Raw genomic sequence first — 20,007 nt, 5'->3', positions numbered from 1 at the left:
GCCGCTTGTCCCTTCTCCCGTGAACGGAGAGAAGGTCGCGCAGCGGGATGAAGGGCCGCGTGCGGCGAACCGCGCGTCGCTATGCGGGGCGAATGAGACTCGCGGGGGGCTCGCCACTTGTCCCTTCTCCCCGTCGTACGGGGAGAAGGTCGCGGCAGCGGGATGAGGGGCGGCCTTCGCGGTCGTGCGTCGCTCGAGCGCGCTTCTCAGAAGTCCATTCCGCCGCCAGGCGGCATCTGCGGCTGCCCGTCCTTCTTCGGTTTCTCGGCGATCATCGCTTCCGTCGTCACGAGAAGACCGGCGATGGAGGCAGCGTCCTGAAGCGCGGCGCGCACGACCTTCGCGGGATCGATGACGCCCATTTGGAAGAGATCGCCGAATTCTCCGGTCTGTGCGTTCCAGCCAAAGGCGAAATCCTGTTTCTCGCGCAGCTTCCCGACGATGATCGATCCCTCGGCGCCGGCATTCTCGGCGATCTGACGCACGGGTGCCTCGATTGCGCGGCGGACGATCTCGATGCCCACGCGCTGGTCGTCATTGGCGGTGGCAAGACCGTTGAGCGCGCTCACGACCCGCAGCAGCGCCACGCCGCCGCCGGGCAGAATGCCTTCCTCGACCGCCGCGCGCGTTGCATGCAGCGCATCGTCGACACGGTCCTTCTTCTCCTTGACTTCGACCTCGGTCGAGCCGCCGACGCGGATAACCGCGACGCCGCCCGCGAGCTTGGCGAGCCGCTCCTGCAACTTCTCTCGATCATAGTCCGAGGTCGTGTCCTCGATCTGTGCCTTGATCTGTGCGACGCGGCCGCCGATATCCTCCTTCGACCCGGCGCCGTCGACGATCGTCGTCGTCTCCTTGTCCACCATGATGCGTTTCGCACGGCCAAGGGTATCCATCGTGGTGTTTTCGAGTTTGATCCCGAGTTCCTCGGAAATGACGGTGCCGCCGGTCAGGATCGCGATATCTTCCAGCATGGACTTGCGACGGTCGCCGAAGCCCGGGGCCTTGACCGCAGCGATCTTCAGGCCGCCGCGAAGCTTGTTGACGACGAGGGTGGCGAGCGCCTCTCCCTCGACATCTTCGGCAATGATCAGGAGCGGCTTGCCGGACTGGATGACCGATTCAAGAATCGGGATCATCGCCTGCAGGTTGGAGAGCTTCTTCTCGTGAAGCAGGATGTAGGCGTCTTCCAGCTCCACCCTCATCTTTTCCTGATTGGTGATGAAATAGGGGGACAGATATCCCCGATCGAACTCCATTCCCTCGACGACTTCGAGTTCGATCTCGGCGGTCTTGGCCTCCTCGACGGTGATCACGCCCTCATTGCCGACCTTTTCCATCGCTTCGGCCAGGTAACGGCCGATTTCGGCATCGCCATTGGCCGAAATCGTCGCCACCTGGGCGATTTCGGCATTTTTGGAGACCTTGCGGGCATTGTTCCTGAGTTCCTTGACGATCGCCTCGACGGCAAGATCGATGCCGCGCTTCAGATCCATCGGGTTCATTCCCGATGCGACGGCCTTGGCGCCCTCCCTGACGATAGCCTGCGCGAGTACGGTGGCAGTGGTGGTGCCGTCACCGGCAATGTCGCTGGTGCGCGACGCCACTTCGCGCAGCATCTGCGCGCCCATATTCTCGAACTTGTCCTCGAGCTCGATTTCCTTGGCGACCGAAACCCCGTCCTTGGTGATCCGCGGCGCACCGAAGGACTTGTCGATGACGACGTTCCGCCCCTTCGGTCCCAAAGTCACGCGGACCGCGTTGGCCATGATGTCCACGCCGCGCAGCATCCGATCGCGGGCATCACTGGTGAATTTGACTTCCTTGGCAGCCATTTATGCCTCCCTCCACACGGAATTCCCGAATGTATTCGTGCTTCTTTCGCGTCGCCGGCACGCTCCTCCTGCAGCGCCGCGGGTTGACGGGGGAGCCGGCCATGCCGTGCTCCCCCCGTCGCTGCCGATTGCATTCACTCCTCGTCGTCCTCGGGCGTCAGGATATCGATCAGCGCCGCAACGCGGCCGGCCGGAAGATGGCGGCCTTCGCCGATCAGCGCCTCGTCGTTGTTGACCCATGCTATTGCTTCGGCAAGTTCACTCGCGGTCGCGCCCGTCGCGAGAAGTTCAGCCATCAGCGTTTCGTCGACAGGGCCGAGGATGGCGGTGATATCCGAATGCTTCAGTCCCATGGCGTCCTCCTTCCGCTTGGTCGGTCGGGAATGCGCAAACTGTCGGCACGCAAAAATAGATAGGCGATCGCGTGCGAGCATCAAGCATCGCATCATATCATCGATCGGGCGGATGAAAAAAACCCCCGGCGACAACGCCGCCGGGGGTTCAGCATGTGGCCGCGCCATAAGCGCAATCAGTCGTTCGCCGTCACCTTGACGCCCAGCACGGACGGGACGGTGTTGGGAGCCCCCATCGCAGCACCCATGATCATCGGGAACGGCACGGGTTTTTCCGGCTCAGCGCTGATCGTCAGGCTCTTCGGATTGTCGAGAAAGGCGTTGACGGCGCTGGAGACCTGGTTCTGCAGTTCCGGGAGATTGAGCTGCGCCATCATGATCGGCACGAGCCCCTTCAGCGATTGCGCCAGCTGTTCGCCGGTGACGCCCTGCTGGCTGCCGGCGTAGTCGAGCGCCTTTTTCGTGATCGATGCATCGTCGAAGCGGATCGAGGCGCTGTTGAAGGTAAGCTGCTGCATGAGGCCGAGCATCGCCAGCGCCATCGCCTGGTCGGCTTCCTTCCTGTTCGGGTTTGCCTCAGCCGCTTTGGCTGCCTCCTGCAACGACTTCATGAATTGCAGCGTATAGCCGGATAGGTCCATCGCGATATTCAGCCGGCCGACATTCTTGAAGTCCAGCGCGTATTCGTCGAGAGCAAGGTTGCCGGTTTGCAATTCCCAGCTGCCCTTCATCGTGACTCCGCCATCGAGCGTCGTCAGCCCAAGCTTCTCGACCGCCTCCTTTGCCTTGGCATCCTCGATCTGCGACAGATCCGCCTTGATTCCGGCAAGCGTCGCGTCGAAGTCGAAGCCCGCATCGTTTTCCTGTCGCGTCAGATTGGTTTCCGTGCTCTCGGCGGTGAAGACGTCCTTGCCTTTGACGTTTACGGTCATGGGGCCGGTGCCGGCCGTTTCGTAAAGCAGGATGTCATCGATCGTGGTACCGCTCGCATTGCCCGGAATGGACAGGCCGCCGATCGAGATGTCCTTGACCGAGAAGCTTGCATCCTTGTCGCTGACAGCGATATCCGGGAAGGAGACGGTCTCGGCATAGTAGCCGCCGCCTTTTTCCTCGACGCCTTCGAACGTCACTTCGCCTATGTCGATGGACGTGCCGGGCTTCGCCACCACCTGCAGCTTCATGCCGGTGACCGTCACCACGTCGCCGTCGGCCTCCGCCTTGTCGTAGGTCACCGAAGTGCCGTTGGGCGACGTCGCTGCATTGAGCTTTTGCATCATGTCCGCGCCGTCCAGGGCCATGGCCGGTCCGGCGAGGGTAAGGAGGGCGGCGCTGGCCAGCATCAGGCGGACTTTGCGCGTATGTATCATTGGAGTTCCTTGTGAAATCGTTCTGATTGCGTCGATCATGCCCGGACGATACGCAAGCGCAGTTCTGCCGCCAAGTGCAAACTCGCGCGGGGGCGGGGCAGGGATCACCCGCCGGTGACGTTCTCCACAGTGGCATAGCCCGGAATTCTTGCCGTTCCGCGCCTGTTGAGGTAGCAAGGACATATGGGACAAAGCCTTTTGCCGCCGTCTGGCGGGGATGACAACATTCAGCCGGTTGACCTGAAGGCGGCGCTGGAAGAGCGCTATCTCGCCTATGCGCTGTCGACCATCATGCATCGCGCGTTGCCGGATGTCCGCGACGGCCTGAAGCCGGTCCATCGCCGGATCATTCATGCCATGAGCGAGATGGGCCTCAGGCCCAATTCCTCGTTCAAGAAATGCGCCCGTATCGTCGGCGACGTCATCGGTAAGTTCCACCCGCATGGCGACCAGTCGGTCTATGACGCGCTGGTGCGCCTCGCGCAGGACTTCTCCCAGCGCTATCCGGTCGTCGACGGCCAGGGCAACTTCGGCAATATCGACGGCGATAACGCTGCCGCCTACCGTTACACCGAAGCGAAGATGACCGAGGTCGCAGCCCTCCTCCTGGAGGGGATCGACCAGGACGCGGTCGATTTCCGACCGACCTACAACGAGGAGGACCAGGAGCCGACCGTGCTTCCCGGTGCCTTCCCGAATCTGCTCGCCAATGGCGCGTCCGGTATCGCCGTCGGCATGGCGACCTCCATCCCGCCGCACAATGCGCATGAACTCTGCGACGCGGCGCTCCATCTCATCAAGCATCCGGATGCGACGGTGGAGGATCTGCTGTTCGATCCGGCCAATCCGCAGCGCGGCGGCATCGAAGGGCCGGATTTCCCGACCGGGGGCGTGATCGTCGAGAGCCGCGCCAGCATGGCCGAGTCCTATCGGACCGGCCGAGGCGGTTTTCGCGTCCGGGCACGCTGGGCGGTAGAGGATCTGGGACGCGGCGGCTTCCAGATCGTCGTCACCGAAATTCCCTATCAGGTCCAGAAGTCGCGCCTGATCGAAAAGATCGCCGAACTGCTCATCGCGCGCAAACTGCCGCTTCTCGAGGATATCAGAGACGAATCGGCCGAGGACGTCCGCGTCGTGCTGGTGCCGAAGAGCCGCTCGGTCGACGCCAATATCCTGATGGAATCGCTCTTCAAGCTTACCGAACTCGAGAGCCGCATTCCGCTGAACATGAACGTGCTGTCGATGGGCCGCGTACCGCGGGTCATGGCGCTCAACGAGGTGCTCAGCGAATGGCTGGCGCACCGCCGGGAGGTCCTGCAGCGGCGCTCGCGCCACCGGCTCGCCGCAATCGATCGGCGGCTCGAGATTCTCGGCGGCTATCTCATCGCCTATCTCAACATCGACGAGGTCATCCGCATCATCCGCGAGGAGGATGAGCCGAAGGCGGTGATGATCGAGCGTTTCGGGCTCACCGATGTCCAGGCCGAAGCGATCCTCAACATGCGGCTGCGCTCGCTGCGCAAGCTCGAAGAATTCGAGATCCGCACCGAATTCGACGCGCTGTCGAAGGAGAAGGCGGAAATCGAGGCGTTGCTCGCCTCGGATGACAAGCAGTGGCAGGCGGTCGCCTGGGAAATCGGCGAGGTCAAGAAGAAATTCGCCAAGGCGACCGAGCTCGGCAAGCGCCGCAGCACCTTCTCCGACGCGCCCGACGCGGATGTCGAAGCCATTCAGCAGGCGATGATCGAAAAAGAGCCAATCACGGTCGTCATCTCGGAGAAAGGCTGGATCCGGGCGTTGAAGGGGCACATCGCCGATACGTCTTCACTCCAGTTCAAGGACGGCGATGGCCTGAAGGTTTCGTTTCCCGCTCAGACCACGGACAAGATCCTCATCTTCACGACGGGCGGGAAGGCCTACACGCTTGGCGGCGACAAGCTGCCCGGCGGCCGCGGTCACGGAGAACCCTTGCGCATCATGGTCGATATGGAGAACGACCAGGACGTGCTGACGGCCTTCGTGCACGATCCGGCACGCAAGCTCATCGTCTCGTCCACGGCCGGCAATGGCTTCGTCGTCACCGAGAGCGATATCGTCGCCAACACGCGCAAGGGCAAGCAGGTGATGAACGTCACCATGCCCGACGAGGCCAAGCTCGTCGTTCCGGTCAAGGGCGATCATCTCGCCGTCGTCGGCGAGAACCGCAAGATGCTCGTCTTCCCGCTGGTCCAGGTTCCCGAAATGGCGCGCGGCAAGGGCGTGCGTCTCCAGCGCTACAAGGATGGCGGCGTTTCCGATATCCGCTCTTTCGCAATCGCCGAAGGGCTTACCTGGGAAGACAGCGCCGGCCGTGTCTTCACCAAGACCAGGGACGAACTGATCGAGTGGATGGGTGATCGCGCCGGCGCCGGGAGGGTCGTCCCGAAGGGCTTCCCACGGAGCGGCAAGTTCAGCGGCTAGATCGGTAACACCGGGCTTGCAAGCGCGGAGCGTTCGTGGATCAATGTTGGTGGATAGCGCGGGCCGGTGTCCTCGCTATCCTGAAAGTCGCTGTAATTCCTTGATCTCCTGGATGTTCCTTAGATCGGCTCCGATTCGAGCGACCATGCGGCGGCGAGATGAACGCGATGACCTCGGCTCTTGACGATACGTTGCTGGCGCTGGCCGATCCGATGCGCCGCCGCATATTCGAAGTCCTGTTTGCCGGCGAAACGCCCGCGGCGGGTATCGCTGCGGCCATCGGCATCGGGCAGGACGTCCTTGCGGGGCATCTGGTCGTCCTGGAGACAGCGGGGCTGGTTGCCCGGCGGTGGAAGGCCGGGAAGGAACTCGTCAAGGCCGATCCCGCGCCGCTCGAGATTGCCGCGGAGTGGATCGACACCAATCGCGAGCTCTGGGCGATGCAGTCGCAGATGCAGGAATCCTCCAGGGATGACGGGTCGCCCGAACAGCGATAGTGGGATCGCGCCGCTGCCTTCGCGTCATCGGTGCAAAGTGCCCCTCATCCGCCTGCCGGCACCTTCTCCCCGCACGCGGGGCGAAGGGACAAGCGGCACTCTCGAACACTTCTCTCGTAAGTGAAGGAATGCGGAGCATTGCCGCGAGTCCCCTTCTCCCCGCTTGCGGGGAGAAGGTGCCGGCAGGCGGATGAGGGGCAATCTTATCCCGCAACTTCCACGCAGGCGATGCGCGCCCGCGCCGCCTTCACCCGCATCTGCCAAAACGAATGGCCGAGCAAAGCGAGAATGAGGATCGTGCCGCCGAGGAGCGTTCGGCTCGTCGGCGTTTCGGCAAAGACGATCCATACCCAGATCGGCGCCAGAATGGTCTCCAGCAGGTAGAACATGCCGACTTCCGGAGCGGAAAGGTAGCGCGGCCCCGTCGCCAGACAGAAGAAGGCAAGCGGGATCATCACCAGTCCGTTGAAGAGGATGTAGGCGGGTTCGGCGATCGTGAGGCCGCCGGACGGCAAAAGCATGAAGGCGGCGATCGCCGGGAAGATCGCTGTCGTCAGCGGCACGAGCGACATGTCGCGGCCGCTGGCGCGGCTGATCGTGATCGCGCTTGCGAGCAGGAAGGCCGAGGATGCCGCCATCGCGTCGCCGAAGATATGCCCGCTTTCGAGCCCGTCGCTGACGATCACACCGACGCCGACGAGCATGACCGCCATCGTCAGGAAGGTGGCGTTGGAGGGGCGCTCCCTAAGGAATATCCAGGAGAGGATCGCTGCGAACATCGAAGTGAACGCCAGGATGAAGACCACGTTCGCGGTCGACGTATTGAAGACGGCGAGCAGGAAAGTGAAGGAGTTGATGCCGTAAAAGATCCCGGCGATCAGGCCGGCCCTTCCCGGGATCAGGGCGACGCGGCGGCCGAGCAGGCGGTTGATCACCACCCATGTGGCGAGTGCGGCAAGGAAGGTCGAGAGGCTGCGCACGGCAAGGATCGACCAGACCTCGCCATCTGCCGACCGGATCAGCGGAATGTCGAAGGAGAGCGCAAGGCCGCCGAGGCCGGTGATGGCAAGGCCGCGCCGGTGCCGGGCGGCGTCAGTGGATGGGGTCAATTTTCAATCCGTGGCGGGTTTGGTGGAATCGTGCTCGCCAGAATAGCGCTCCCAGCCGCGGGCCATAAGGTGCTCTTGCGGCAAAAACTTTGTCTTATACCCCATTTTGCGCGATCCCTTGACCCAATAGCCGAGATAGACATGCGGCAGACCGCGTTCCGTTGCCCGGCGGATATGATCCAGAATCATGTAGGTGCCGAGGGATCGCTCGGAGAGAGCCGGATCGAAGAAGGAATAGACCATGGAGAGGCCGTCGCTCATCCGGTCCGTCAGGGCCGTGGCGATCAGGGGGCCTCGCGCCTTGTCGTTGATGCCGTCGCCTTCTACCCGCAACCGGTACTCGATGATCTTCGTGTGTACATGGGTATCCTCGACCATCATCGCATAGTCGAGCACCGACATGTCGGACATGCCGCCTTTCTGATGGCGACAGTCGAGATAGCGCCGGAAGAGATTGTACTGCTCGCTCGATGGCTCGGCCGGATATTCCGCGGAGACGATGTCGCCATTGGCCGCAAGCACGCGGCGCATGGATCGCGTGGGTGCGAATTCGTTGGTGAGTATGCGCACGGAAATGCAAGCCCGGCAGGTCTCGCAGGCGGGGCGGTAGGCGATGTTCTGCGAGCGGCGGAAGCCGCCCTGCGTCAGCAGGTCGTTGAGCTCCGGCGCCCGCTCTCCCACCATATGGGTGAATACCTTCCGTTCCATCTGGTTCGGCAGATAGGGACAGGCTGCCGGTGCGGTCAGGTAGAACTGAGGAGACGGTGCGGTCTGCGTGTTCATCGAGCGGGGGGATCACTCTTCGTGCGGTTGCTCATCGTAATAGCATGGCCGAAGAATGGAAAACGTCAACACACTCGTTCGGCGTAACGGTCCCGTCAGTACATGTCGCGCCGAACGGCCACGGTGCCGATCAGCAGGTCGTGCAGCAGACGGCCGCGGTCGGTGAAGAGGCCGATCAGCAGGATGAGCGGCGTCAACAGCGCATTGGCGATCCAGAATATCGCCAGATGGACGATTGCCGTCAGGAAATCCATTGGCCGACCATCCGTCCGGGCGATCGCAACGCCCATGATCCTCATACCGGGTGACGCCTGCTCGCGGCCGCCGACCGTCAGTCCGAAATAGAGCATCGCCACCAAAGCGAAGAGGACCGGGTAGAGGAGAAAGCCGAGGCCGAGCGTCAGGATGCCGAGGAAGAAGACCACGACGGCCGCCGGTATCCACAAGAGCGCGACGATCAGGTAATCGATGATGAAGGCGAATATCCTGCGTGACAGTACGCCCTGATAGGCGCGCCAGTCCTCGCTCGGAAGCCTCAGTTCTTCATTATGCATGCTCATGCGCGTGCCTCAAATTGCTATCCACCCAAGATATGGGGAGCGAATGCGGTAAAACAATGCACTGGCCGTTCTGCCACCGGCGTCAGCGTTTCGCGAGAATTCGAGCCACGTCGACGGCAAAGTAGCTGAGGATCCCGTCGCAACCCGCCCGCTTGAAGGCGAGCAGCGTCTCCAGCATCACCCGCTCGCCATCGATCCAGCCATTGGCGGCGGCTGCCTTGATCTGCGCGTATTCGCCGGAAACCTGATACGCGAAGACCGGCAGGCCGAAGGCTTCCTTCATCCGCCAGCAGATATCGAGATAGGGCAGGCCGGGCTTCACCATCAGCATGTCCGCGCCTTCCTCCACATCGAGTGCCGCATCGCGGATCGCCTCCGTACCGTTCGACGGATCGATGTAATAGGTCTTCTTGTCGCCCTTGAGCAGGCCGCCGGTGCCGATCGCCTCTCGATAAGGGCCATAGAAGGCGGAGGCGAATTTCGTCGCATAGGACATGATACCGACATTCTGGTGGCCGGCCGCGTCGAGCGCCTCGCGGATCGCGCCGATCCGCCCGTCCATCATGTCGGAGGGCGCGATGATGTCGGAGCCGGCGTCGGCCTGAATGACCGCCGCCCTGGCGATCGCCTCCACCGTCTCGTCGTTGACGATCTCGCCGCCCCGCAGGATGCCGTCGTGCCCGTGGCTGGTGAACGGGTCGAGCGCGACATCGGTGATGATTCCGATGTCGGGTACGGCCTTCTTGATCGCCCGCGTCGCCTGATTGATCAGATTGTCGGCGTTGAGGCTGTCGGATCCGGTCTCGTCGCGAAGCGCCATGTCGATATTGGGGAAGGTGGCGATGGCCGGGATGCCGAGGCCGGCCGCCTCCTTCGCCGCCTCGACCGCCTTGTCAACGCTCATGCGGTTGACGCCCGGCATCGCAGCGATCGGCTCGACGATGCCGCTGCCGGGCACGACGAAGATCGGCCAGATCAGGTCGTCCACCGTCAGGCGGTTCTCCCGGACCAGCCGGCGCGTCCAATCCGCCTTGCGATTGCGGCGCATGCGGCGGTGTCCGGTGATCCTGTCCACAAGATTTGTCCTGTCGTTCATCGCGCCGCGTCCCTCTTTCCTGATCGTGCGTGAAGGCGGTTTATCATGCGCCTTCAGGGGTTGAAAACCCGCATTGCCCGCCACCCGCCTGCGGCATTTCTTCCGCCCGTCGAGTGCATCGCGGCGCATTCCCGTCCTTCGCGCTGGTGGTTCGCCGGCGCTCGGCCTATCTTGCCGGCCATGCTTCATGATTCTGTTCATGTGCCGAAACCGTCGCTGACCGAGGTGCTCTTCGCCTGGTTCCTGCGCCTGGTCGGCGCGTCCTGCTTCTGGTTCGCATTGAGCTATTGGGCCATGCTGATCGGCTTTTCCCATAACGGCGCCGGCCGTTTCGATCTTCTGTCGCCGGAGTGGCGCGCGGCCGCCACGGCCCTAGCGGTCGTCTATCCGGTCGCTGCCATCGGGCTCTGGCTTCTGGTCTCCTGGGGGCCGGTCGTCTGGGTGGTTGCCGCCGCGACGGAGATCGCGATGGACAAGTTCTATCCCGGCATCCTCGGCCACCGTCCGTTGCTGATCGTGCTCCACGGATCCGTCGCCGTCACCTTCGTGCTCTTCCGGGCCGCGCTGCTCTATCAGCGACTGCGCCAGGTGCGGAAGGTAAGGGTTGATTCACCCTGAGACAGGCTCGGTCCGCGGTAAGTTCATGTTAAGGCTGCGGTTTAAGTAGAATTTTATACGTATTCGATAGGGTCTCACTCAAGGCGGGAAGACAAAGAGACACCGCCAAACGAAACAGTGAGGCACGAAAATGAACACCAAGATGAAGCCGCAGGTTGTTGCGCCCAGAGACCCGCAGGAAGAAACCATCCGTGGTCTCTACATGGAATCCCTCCACCTCGTCGAGCGCCTGCATCGCCGCCTGCTCGACGTCATCAAGGACGAGTTCGATCGTCAGGGCCGCAGCGACGTCAATGCCGTCCAGGCGCTCCTGCTCTTCAATATCGGAAACTCCGAACTGACTGCCGGCGAACTTCGCTCCCGCGGTTACTATCTGGGTTCGAACGTTTCCTACAACGTCAAGAAACTCGTCGATCTCGGCCTGATCAACCACCAGCGCTCCCGTGTCGACCGCCGTTCGGTCCGCATCAGCCTTACGGAAGAGGGGCAGGAGATCGCCGAAACCGTCGCCAAGCTCTATGAGCGCCACATCGGTTCGATCCAGAAGGTCGGCGGGATCGGCAGCGACGAGTTCACCCAGATGAACAAGCTCCTGCAGCGTCTCGACCGCTTCTGGAACGATCAAATCCTCTATCGCCTCTAATCGGGCGGGTTTTACCTTCAGTCTCAAGGGTCGGGCGCAATCCCTGCGTGTCCGACCTTTGCTGCTTTTCGCGCCATGTAGTTGCAGCGCTGCGCCCCGCCGGCGGCGCGCAGACACGAATTGGCCATATTGCTGTGACAGCGACGCTTGGGTGCGGCAGGTGCGCGTTACGTCCATGTGGCGGAGGTCGGTTGCGCGGCTCGCCTGCCGGGGCGGCTCTTGTTCGCGGGAACGTGAAGCGATTTGAGGGCCGGGTGGCACGGGGGTTTACCTTTGTTAACCATGACCGTGCTAATGCATGTCGCCCAAAAGCGCACATCGGTTTTGGGACGCGACTTGCATGAATGCAAAGACGTAAAGCGCATCGCGTTATGCGCTTTAGGGCTCGGGCAGCGCGCTTCTGGCGCATTGAGACGGTGGGACTATGTCGAAAAAGAACGGAATTGATGCTTTCTCGCGCCGCGCATTTCTGCGCTCGGCCGCAACCTTCGGTGCCGCCGCATGGGCGGGTGCTGCCGGCGCTCAGGATGCGCTGAACGAAATCATCAATTCGCCGCGTCGCGGCTCCTGGGACGACCAGTTCGACGCAAAGGCTTCGCGTACGGCTACGGCGGTCCTCTCCAACACGCCGGTTTTCGGCCCCGAAACGATCGCACATCTGCAGCAGGCGATCTTCGATTATCAGCAGATCGCATCCGCCGGAGGCTGGCCGATGGTCACGCCTGCGAGCACCCAAAGGCTCGAAATCGGCGTTACCGATCCTTCCGTCCAGCAGTTGCGTCAGCGGCTGATGATCTCCGGCGATCTGCCGCAGTCCGCTGGCATTTCCTCTTCCTTCGACTCCTATGTCGACGGCGCCGTCAAGCGCTTCCAGGCGCGCCATGGCCTTCCGGCGGACGGCGTGATCGGCGAGTATTCCCTGAAGGCCATGAACGTCGACGCCTCGACCCGGCTCGCCCAGCTCGAGACAAACCTGGTGCGGCTTCAGTCGATGTCGGGTGACCTCGGCCGGCGCTACGTCATGGTCAACATTCCTGCGGCCTATATCGAAGCAGTGGAGAACGGCCGCGTCGCGCTGCGCCATACGGCCATCGTCGGCAAGATCGACCGCCAGTCGCCGATCCTCAATTCAAAGATTTACGAGGTCATCCTCAACCCCTACTGGACGGCGCCGCGCTCGATCATCCAGAAGGACATCATGCCGCTGATGCGCAAGGATCCGACCTATCTCGCGCGCAACGCGATCCGCCTTCTCGACGGCAACGGCAACGAAGTGTCGCCGGAAACGATCGACTGGCAGGCCGAGAAGGCGCCAAATCTGATGTTCCGCCAGGATCCCGGCAAGATCAACGCGATGTCCTCGACGAAGATCAACTTCCACAACGAGCATGCCGTCTACATGCACGACACACCGCAGCAGGGCCTGTTCAACAAGCTGATGCGCTTCGAATCGTCCGGCTGCGTGCGCGTTCAGAACGTGCGCGACCTCTCCACCTGGCTGCTCAAGGAAACGCCAGGCTGGGCGCGTCAGCAGATCGAGGCGACGATCAAGTCCGGCGTCAACACGCCGATCAAGCTTGCCGAAGAGGTCCCGGTCTACTTCACCTATATCACCGCCTGGTCGGCAAAAGACCGGGTCGTCCAGTTCCGCGACGACATCTACCAGCGCGACGGTGCGGCCGAACTCGCGCTGCAAACGACGACGGGGATCGAGCAGTCAGCCGGTCCCATCGACGCAGACGCCCTGCCGCAATAGGCAAAAATGCCGCATTCCTCATCAGGGGCCGCGCGTTCATCGAACGCGCGGCTTTTTCAATTGGAGGCGGCTCTGCGAACCCGGCGCGGCGGATGGCGGAAATGACGCAATCCGCATAGCGGATATTGCTCTCCGCGTGCGAGGAAGCTAAAGAACAGCCACCCTTCAGAGGAGCCTCGAGCCGATGCTTTCACAGACCAACGACGCTTTCTTCACCCGCTCTCTCGCCGACAGCGATCCGGAAATCTTCGGTGCGATCGAGAAGGAGCTGGGCCGCCAGCGCCATGAGATCGAGCTGATCGCCTCCGAGAACATCGTTTCACGGGCCGTGCTCGAGGCGCAGGGCTCGATCATGACCAACAAATACGCCGAGGGTTACCCGGGCAAGCGCTATTACGGCGGCTGCCAGTATGTCGATATCGCCGAGGAACTCGCGATCGAGCGCGCGAAGAAGCTCTTCGGCGTCAACTTCGCGAACGTGCAACCGAATTCGGGCTCCCAGATGAACCAGGCGGTCTTCCTGGCGCTGCTGCAGCCGGGCGACACCTTCATGGGCCTCGACCTCAATTCCGGCGGCCACCTGACCCATGGGTCCCCGGTGAACATGTCGGGCAAATGGTTCAACGTCGTTTCCTACGGCGTGCGCGAAGACGATCACCTTCTCGACATGGACGAAGTCGCCAGGAAGGCGCGCGAGCAGAAGCCGAAACTGATCATCGCCGGCGGAACGGCCTATTCCCGCATCTGGGACTGGAAGCGCTTCCGCGAGATCGCCGACGAGGTGGGCGCGTGGCTGATGGTCGACATGGCCCACATCGCCGGTCTCGTGGCCGGTGGCCAGCATCCGTCGCCGTTCCCGCACTGCCACGTTGCGACGACGACCACGCACAAGTCCCTGCGCGGCCCCCGCGGCGGCATGATCCTCACCAATGACGAGGAAATCGCCAAGAAGATCAACTCCGCCGTATTCCCCGGTCTCCAGGGTGGGCCGCTGATGCACGTGATTGCCGCCAAGGCCGTCGCGCTTGGCGAGGCGCTGCAGCCCTCCTTCAAGGATTATGCGGCCCAGGTCGTCAAGAACGCCCGCACCCTTGCCGAAACCTTGAAGGCCAACGGCCTGGACATCGTCTCGGGCGGTACCGACAACCACCTGATGCTGGTCGACCTGCGCAAGAAGAATGCGACCGGCAAGCGTGCCGAAGCTGCTCTCGGCCGTGCCTACGTCACCTGCAACAAGAACGGCATTCCCTTCGACCCCGAAAAGCCCTTCGTCACCTCCGGCGTGCGCCTCGGTGCACCGGCCGGTACGACGCGCGGCTTCAAGGAGGCGGAGTTCAAGGAGGTCGGCGAACTGATCGTCGAGGTGCTCGACGGTCTCAAGGCCGCCAATTCCGACGAGGGCAATGCCGCTGTCGAGGCTGGCGTGCGCGAGAAGGTGATCAAGCTCACCGACCGCTTCCCGATGTACGGCTATATGTGATCGGACGGCTGCATGCGCTGCCCCTATTGCGGTTCCGAAGACAGTCAGGTGAAGGATTCCCGTCCGGCGGAGGACGGGAACGCCATTCGCCGCCGCCGCATCTGCCCGGATTGCGGCGGCCGCTTCACGACCTTCGAGCGGGTGCAGCTGCGTGAGCTGATGATCATCAAGAAGACCGGTCGGAAGGTTCCTTTCGACCGGGATAAGCTGCTGCGCTCCTTCGAGATCGCGCTTCGCAAGCGCCCGGTGGATCGCGACCGGATCGAACGGGCGGTGTCGGGCATCGTCCGCCGGCTCGAAAGCTCGGGCGAAACCGAAATTCCCTCGGAGGAAATCGGCCTTCAGGTGCTCGAGGCGTTGAAGAGCCTCGACGACGTTGCCTTCGTGCGCTACGCGTCGGTCTATCGCGATTTCTCCCATGCGGAGGATTTCGAAAAGGTGATCGCCGAGATAAGCGCCAAGATTGCCCGCGATCCGGGCGAATAACCCGGAGAACAAGCGGTATGGGCGAGCCGGCACGTGAAGACGAACGTTTCATGGCGGCGGCGCTGCGGCTTGCAAGGCGCAATCTCGGCCTGACTTCCACCAATCCTTCGGTCGGCTGCATCATCGTCAACAAGGGCACGGTCGTCGGCCGAGCCGTGACCGCTCCGGGCGGGCGACCGCACGCGGAAACGCAGGCGCTTGCGGAGGCGGGCGAAAAGGCGAGGGGAGCGACCGCCTATGTCGCCCTCGAACCCTGCTCGCATCATGGCAAGACCCCGCCCTGCGCAGATGCGCTGATCGCCTCGGGGGTCGGCCGTGTCGTCGTTTCCATCCTCGATCCCGATGAACGCGTTGCCGGCCGCGGCGTGGTGATGCTTCGCGGCGCCGGCATTGACGTCGACATAGGCACGCTCCATGAAGAGGGCGGGCGTGTGCTCGAGGCCTACCTCATGCGTCAGCGCAAGAAACGCCCGCATGTGACTCTGAAACTTGCGGTTTCCGCGGACGGCATGATCGGACGGAGAGGCGAGGGGCAGGTGAGGATTTCCGGTGCCGTCTCTCGCGCCCAGGTGCAGGTGTTGCGTGCCGAGACGGACGCGATCCTCGTCGGTATCGGTACGGCCATTGCCGACGATCCGGAACTTACGGTGCGGATGCCAGGGCTGGAGGAGCGCTCTCCGGTCCGGATCGTGCTCGACCGCCGCCTCGATCTGCCGCTCGAGTCGAAATTGGTCCGCACTGCGCGCGACGTTCCGCTGATCGTCGTAACGGGAGACGCGGGCTATCCTTCTTCCCACGAGCAGGGAGCAGGTGCCCGAAGGGCGGATGAGGGGCAGAGCAGTTTGCCCCTCTCCTCGGGTTCGACCCGAGAACCAGTCCTCTCTCCGCTCGCGGAGGCAGGGACCGATTACGACGCCCGTCGAGGAGCCCTCGAAGCTGCGGGGGCCGAGCTGCTGAGCGCCGATACCATCCCAGACCTCCTGGCCGCACTTGCATCCCGGGGCATCTCCTCCCTGCTCGTGGAGGGTGGGGCCAGAGCGGCGCGTTCCTTTCTCGATGCGGATCTGGTGGATCGAATCCTGCTTTTCACCGGTCCGGCAGCCATTGGCGAAGGTGGTATTTCATCCCCATTTCAAAGGACGTCGGTGCCGGAGGGCTTCACGCTTCGCCGCACGGCGCGCTATGGCGACGATATTTTCGAGGATTACGAGAGAGATAGCTGAATGTTTACAGGCATCATCACCGACATCGGTACGGTCGAGAAGGTCACACCTCTCGAGGAAGGCATCAGGCTTCGCGTCGCCACGAATTACGACCCGCAGACGATCGATCTGGGTGCCTCGGTCGCGCATGCCGGCATCTGCCTGACCGTCACGTCACTTCCGGAAGCCGGCAGCAACGAACGCTGGTTCGAGGTCGAGGCATGGGAGGAAGCGCTGAGGCTGACGACGATCGCCGACTGGCGTGAGGGCACGCGCATCAATCTTGAGCGCTCGCTGAAGATCGGCGACGAACTGGGCGGTCACATCGTCTCCGGCCATGTCGACGGCAAAGCGGAGATCCTTGCCGTCGAAGCGGAGGGGGAAGCCGTGCGCTTCCGCCTCAGGGCACCCGAACATCTCGCGAAATTCGTCGCGCCCAAGGGCTCGGTGGCGCTCGACGGGACGTCGCTCACCGTGAACAAGGTGGATGGCGTCGAATTCGACGTATTGTTGATCCGACATTCGCTCGAAGTGACGACCTGGGGCGAACGCAAGTCCGGCGATCTCGTCAATTTCGAGGTGGACACGATGGCGCGCTACGCCGCGCGGTTGGCGGAATTCCCGGCTCCCAAGCAGGAATAACGTCTGGCTGAAAGAAATCGCCCGTCAAAACAAGTCCGCCCCCGAAAGTGGGGGCGGACGAGATTGTCGGGTAGCCGGCCGAAAGGTCAGCGGAGGTAGATCGTCAGTCCGCCATCGGCCGCCTGCTTCGCCGCGGCGACGTTGTCCAGTTCGACATTGCGTGCCCTAAGCGAAGCGAGCAGCGGTCTGTTGGCTTCGACAGCGGCTTGCAATGCGGCACGCTGCCCCGGTGTTGCCTTGTCTACCCGCATACGGGTCTGGTTCTGGCGGCTCAACGTATCGACATCGACAACGCGGAAATTGTCGCCCTTGAAGGTGCGCACGGTCTGGTCGATCCGGTCCGGCCAGTTCATTTCGACGCTCGCCGCTTGGGAGATTCCGGCGAAGGTAACGGCGGAGAGGGTGGCGATGACGGAGATTTTCGCAATGCTGTTCATTGTCATGCTCCTTTGGTTTTGCGGCTGCCCCAGCGACGATCGGTCACGTGACCTGCCACGGCCGTTTGCTTCTCTGAGGCGCAGCCTGCAGGCCAGCACGGGTCGTTTACGGGTGATGTCACCCGCAGCGAAGAAAGCTGGACCGTTTCGACTGGTTGGTACTGCGCCTTGTTGCGTCCGACCAGGATCTCGCGCCGTGCCAACGGTCACGAAAGTGGACCGGAATGTGGCCGTTTCGGTGGCGTAAAAGGCTGAAAATAATTAAGAATTGTTCATCTTTCCGCTTTTCCGCGCGGCGCCTGGATCACCATGTTTTGGGTCGGATCGACTTAAGACATGAAGGTGATCGGTTCCAGGAAGTTCAGACGCGGGATGCGAGCGGAAAACCGCACACACTTTTCCTCATACAGCTCTAAGCCTCGGATGCCCTCGACCGCCTTTCGAACATGACCATCGGCCGGCCGTTATAGGTTGTGCGCCAGAATTCCTTGAAACCGTGTTTGAGGGCGACATTGATCGAAGCCTGGTTGCCCGGTTCGATGATGCAGGTCTTTCTCAGCGCGGGAAACTGACGGTCGGCCCAGGCGAGGGCGGCGGTCACGGCTTCCGTCGCCAGGCCGCGGCCGTGGTTTTTTGGAGAAATCGCCCAGCCTGTCTCCATCGTTCCCTCCAGCGAGGGCGTGATCTGGCGATGCGCTTCGTGGAAGCCGGCCTCTCCGATAAAGGCGCCGGTTTGCTTGTCCTGGATCGCGAAAAAGCCGAAGCCGAAGTAGTGCCACATGCCGACCTGGCGCAGGAATCGCGTCCAGGATTGTTCGCGTGTGTAAGGCACGCCGCCGGTATAGCGGGTCACTTCCTCGTCGCCGAAGAGTGCGCAATAGGAAGAAAAGTCGTCGCGCCGGTAGGGGCGCAGGAATAGCCGCTCGGTTTCGATCGTGGGGACGCTGTGCATTGTCGCTCCGCTTATTCTGACAGGGAAGAGTAGAGTTCAGAAGCCCGGTTCACCGTCCCAATAGTCGGCCGCCGAGGGCGCGCGGCCGATGAAGTCGAACGACGCCTGGCCTTCGCCCGGACGCCGGGTCCTTGCCAGGAACTTGCCGGAGTCCGGATATTCGCAGATTTCGGTGGCCGCGATGGTGGAAATGGACAGGTATTTGAGCGGCAGCGTGCCGGTATTGATGAGGTGATGCGCGGTCTCCTGGCCGCCAGCGGGCGCTCCGAGTATGTCGCCTGGTCCGACCGCATGGCGTTCGCTGCCGAAACGGTACGTTCCTTCCCCCTCGAGGATGATGAACAGCTCTTCTTCGACATGGTGGTTATGGAACGGACACCCGGATTTGCCGGGCGGAACCTCGCCGTAGCCGATGCCGATATCCTTGAGACCGAGAAGCGCCCCGAAAGAGACGTCGCTGGATTCGAAGAACGAACCACGGCGCCAGTGGTCGAGCTTCAGGTTCTTCGGATTGACGATGGGCCTTTGCGCGTCCGTCATCGCAGTCGTCCTCCTGGTCGCGTCTCATGCCCGGCTCGACCTCGCGGAATCGGCCTGGGCGCGCTTAAGGATTAGAGACAGTTGACGCCGTTACAAGCGGGTTTGCTGTTCGGCTCCACCAATATCGAAGATTGCGGTACGGCAAATGCCCTTCGGTTAACGGAATTTACTTGCCATTCCGTGCCGGGCATGGTTTGACCGCCGCCTGCACCGGCCAAGTCCGGTCCGAATTTTTCAAGACAGGTGATCCATGGCGAAGATCAAGCCCGTCCACATCCTGATTGTGGAAGCGCGTTTCTATGACGATATGGCCGACGCGATGCTCGATGGAGCGAAACATGCGCTGGATGCGGCCGGCGCCACTTATGATATTGTGACGGTCCCGGGGGCACTGGAAATTCCCGCGGCGATCGCCATGGCGCTCGATGGTGCCGACGAAGGCGGGGCGGAATATGACGGCTTCGTTGCGCTCGGCATGGTGATCCGCGGCGAGACCTACCATTTCGACATCGTCGCCAACGAGTCCGCGCGCGCGCTGATGGATCTCGCCGTCAGCGAGAGCCTGGCGCTCGGCAACGGCATTCTGACGGTCGAGAACGACGAGCAGGCCTGGGCACGGGCCCGCCGTACGGAAGGCGACAAGGGCGGATTCGCCGCGCGCGCCGCCCTGACCATGATCGAACTGAAGCAAAGATTGGGCGCAGAGAAGTGACGAACACCCCTTCGGATCAGCCGCTGAAACAGGTCAACCAGCGTGGCGCCGCGCGCCTTGCAGCCGTTCAGGCGCTTTATCAGATGGATGTCGGCGGGACCGGCGTCCTGGAGATTGTCGCCGAATACGAGGAACATCGCCTCGGCAAGGAACTGGACGGTGACACCTATCTCCGGGCAGACGCGTCCTGGTTCCGCTCGATCGTTGCGGGCGTCGTGCGCGACCAGCGCAAGCTCGATCCGTTGATCGGCTCGGCGCTTCAGGACGATTGGGCGCTTTCCCGGCTCGATTCCACCGTCCGCGCAATCCTGCGCGCCGGCACCTTCGAGATCCTTGAGCGAAAGGATGTGCCGGTTCCGGTGATCGTGACCGAATATGTCGAGATCGCCAAGGCCTTCTTCCAGGACGAAGAGCCGAAGCTCGTCAACGCCGTCCTCGACCGGATCGCCAAACAGGTTCGCGGCGACCAGAGAAAGTAA

General features: G+C 62.5%; 21 protein-coding genes. 11 read left to right on the top strand and 10 right to left on the bottom strand.

Annotated features, from left to right (window positions below; all coding sequences use genetic code 11):
- Positions 1 to 206 precede the first annotated feature (206 nt).
- The 3 genes from groL to M1D43_RS07595 form a co-directional block, all read right to left on the bottom strand.
- Positions 207 to 1,835, bottom strand: a complete 1,629-nt coding sequence (groL, locus tag M1D43_RS07605; RefSeq protein ID WP_003529335.1) for a chaperonin GroEL — start codon at positions 1,833 to 1,835, stop codon at positions 207 to 209.
- 134 nt (positions 1,836 to 1,969) lie between these two features.
- Positions 1,970 to 2,188, bottom strand: a complete 219-nt coding sequence (locus M1D43_RS07600) for a hypothetical protein (RefSeq protein ID WP_010969104.1) — start codon at positions 2,186 to 2,188, stop codon at positions 1,970 to 1,972.
- Positions 2,189 to 2,364: 176 nt separating this feature from the next.
- Positions 2,365 to 3,555 carry an aq_1923 C-terminal domain gene (locus M1D43_RS07595; protein WP_010969105.1) on the bottom strand — a complete coding sequence of 397 codons (1,191 nt, stop codon included), beginning with the start codon at positions 3,553 to 3,555 and terminating at the stop codon, positions 2,365 to 2,367.
- A gap of 183 nt (positions 3,556 to 3,738) precedes the next feature.
- On the opposite strand from M1D43_RS07595, the gene parC reads away from it, so the two are divergent.
- Both parC and M1D43_RS07585 read left to right on the top strand, forming a co-directional pair.
- Positions 3,739 to 6,015, top strand: a complete 2,277-nt coding sequence (parC, locus tag M1D43_RS07590; protein ID WP_153313601.1) for a DNA topoisomerase IV subunit A — start codon at positions 3,739 to 3,741, stop codon at positions 6,013 to 6,015.
- A gap of 158 nt (positions 6,016 to 6,173) precedes the next feature.
- Positions 6,174 to 6,512: an ArsR/SmtB family transcription factor gene (locus M1D43_RS07585; RefSeq protein WP_127541483.1), complete on the top strand. Its 339-nt coding sequence runs from the start codon at positions 6,174 to 6,176 to the stop codon at positions 6,510 to 6,512.
- Between the two features lie 203 nt (positions 6,513 to 6,715).
- Here M1D43_RS07585 and M1D43_RS07580 read toward each other — a convergent pair whose 3' ends face one another.
- From M1D43_RS07580 to hemB, 4 genes are all read right to left on the bottom strand, one after another.
- The gene (locus M1D43_RS07580; RefSeq protein ID WP_127514076.1) at positions 6,716 to 7,621 is read right to left on the bottom strand and encodes a DMT family transporter; all 906 of its coding nucleotides are present in this window, start codon (positions 7,619 to 7,621) and stop codon (positions 6,716 to 6,718) included.
- A gap of 3 nt (positions 7,622 to 7,624) precedes the next feature.
- Positions 7,625 to 8,404, bottom strand: a complete 780-nt coding sequence (locus M1D43_RS07575) for an arginyltransferase (protein ID WP_027989576.1) — start codon at positions 8,402 to 8,404, stop codon at positions 7,625 to 7,627.
- Between the two features lie 95 nt (positions 8,405 to 8,499).
- On the bottom strand, positions 8,500 to 8,964 hold the full coding sequence (locus tag M1D43_RS07570; protein WP_003529322.1) for an RDD family protein: 465 nt from the start codon (positions 8,962 to 8,964) through the stop codon (positions 8,500 to 8,502).
- Between the two features lie 82 nt (positions 8,965 to 9,046).
- Positions 9,047 to 10,060, bottom strand: coding sequence for a porphobilinogen synthase (gene hemB, locus M1D43_RS07565; protein WP_027989577.1), 1,014 nt, complete (start codon positions 10,058 to 10,060; stop codon positions 9,047 to 9,049).
- Between the two features lie 180 nt (positions 10,061 to 10,240).
- On the opposite strand from hemB, the gene M1D43_RS07560 reads away from it, so the two are divergent.
- From M1D43_RS07560 to M1D43_RS07530, 7 genes are all read left to right on the top strand, one after another.
- Positions 10,241 to 10,678 carry a DUF6163 family protein gene (locus M1D43_RS07560; protein ID WP_010969110.1) on the top strand — a complete coding sequence of 146 codons (438 nt, stop codon included), beginning with the start codon at positions 10,241 to 10,243 and terminating at the stop codon, positions 10,676 to 10,678.
- A 130-nt stretch (positions 10,679 to 10,808) separates the two neighbouring features.
- The gene (gene ldtR / locus M1D43_RS07555; protein WP_003529316.1) at positions 10,809 to 11,321 is read left to right on the top strand and encodes a transcriptional regulator LdtR; all 513 of its coding nucleotides are present in this window, start codon (positions 10,809 to 10,811) and stop codon (positions 11,319 to 11,321) included.
- Between the two features lie 424 nt (positions 11,322 to 11,745).
- Positions 11,746 to 13,077 carry a L,D-transpeptidase family protein gene (locus tag M1D43_RS07550; RefSeq protein ID WP_003529314.1) on the top strand — a complete coding sequence of 444 codons (1,332 nt, stop codon included), beginning with the start codon at positions 11,746 to 11,748 and terminating at the stop codon, positions 13,075 to 13,077.
- A gap of 184 nt (positions 13,078 to 13,261) precedes the next feature.
- The gene (glyA, locus tag M1D43_RS07545; RefSeq protein WP_013844275.1) at positions 13,262 to 14,557 is read left to right on the top strand and encodes a serine hydroxymethyltransferase; all 1,296 of its coding nucleotides are present in this window, start codon (positions 13,262 to 13,264) and stop codon (positions 14,555 to 14,557) included.
- A 12-nt stretch (positions 14,558 to 14,569) separates the two neighbouring features.
- Positions 14,570 to 15,043, top strand: a complete 474-nt coding sequence (gene nrdR / locus M1D43_RS07540) for a transcriptional regulator NrdR (protein ID WP_003529310.1) — start codon at positions 14,570 to 14,572, stop codon at positions 15,041 to 15,043.
- Between the two features lie 17 nt (positions 15,044 to 15,060).
- On the top strand, positions 15,061 to 16,266 hold the full coding sequence (gene ribD / locus M1D43_RS07535) for a bifunctional diaminohydroxyphosphoribosylaminopyrimidine deaminase/5-amino-6-(5-phosphoribosylamino)uracil reductase RibD (RefSeq protein ID WP_153313602.1): 1,206 nt from the start codon (positions 15,061 to 15,063) through the stop codon (positions 16,264 to 16,266).
- Positions 16,267 to 16,887: a riboflavin synthase gene (locus tag M1D43_RS07530; RefSeq protein ID WP_153313603.1), complete on the top strand. Its 621-nt coding sequence runs from the start codon at positions 16,267 to 16,269 to the stop codon at positions 16,885 to 16,887.
- Between the two features lie 86 nt (positions 16,888 to 16,973).
- On the opposite strand, the gene M1D43_RS07525 is transcribed toward M1D43_RS07530, so the two are convergent.
- The 3 genes from M1D43_RS07525 to M1D43_RS07515 form a co-directional block, all read right to left on the bottom strand.
- Positions 16,974 to 17,324: a hypothetical protein gene (locus M1D43_RS07525; RefSeq protein WP_127638547.1), complete on the bottom strand. Its 351-nt coding sequence runs from the start codon at positions 17,322 to 17,324 to the stop codon at positions 16,974 to 16,976.
- 412 nt (positions 17,325 to 17,736) lie between these two features.
- The gene (locus M1D43_RS07520; protein ID WP_003529300.1) at positions 17,737 to 18,276 is read right to left on the bottom strand and encodes a GNAT family N-acetyltransferase; all 540 of its coding nucleotides are present in this window, start codon (positions 18,274 to 18,276) and stop codon (positions 17,737 to 17,739) included.
- Between the two features lie 36 nt (positions 18,277 to 18,312).
- Positions 18,313 to 18,816, bottom strand: coding sequence for a cupin domain-containing protein (locus M1D43_RS07515; RefSeq protein ID WP_003529298.1), 504 nt, complete (start codon positions 18,814 to 18,816; stop codon positions 18,313 to 18,315).
- 250 nt (positions 18,817 to 19,066) lie between these two features.
- Between M1D43_RS07515 and ribH the strand changes: the two genes are divergently transcribed.
- Complete coding sequence (gene ribH / locus M1D43_RS07510; protein ID WP_003529297.1) at positions 19,067 to 19,528, top strand: 6,7-dimethyl-8-ribityllumazine synthase; 462 nt, start codon at positions 19,067 to 19,069, stop codon at positions 19,526 to 19,528.
- On the top strand, positions 19,525 to 20,007 hold the full coding sequence (gene nusB / locus M1D43_RS07505; RefSeq protein WP_003529296.1) for a transcription antitermination factor NusB: 483 nt from the start codon (positions 19,525 to 19,527) through the stop codon (positions 20,005 to 20,007). The genes ribH and nusB overlap by 4 nt, the downstream gene beginning before the upstream one ends.

It is taken from the genome of Ensifer sp. R1-3 (assembly GCF_056739175.1).
The sequence above is the reverse complement of the archived record's forward strand: the minus strand, read 5'-3'. Positions and strand labels throughout refer to the sequence as shown.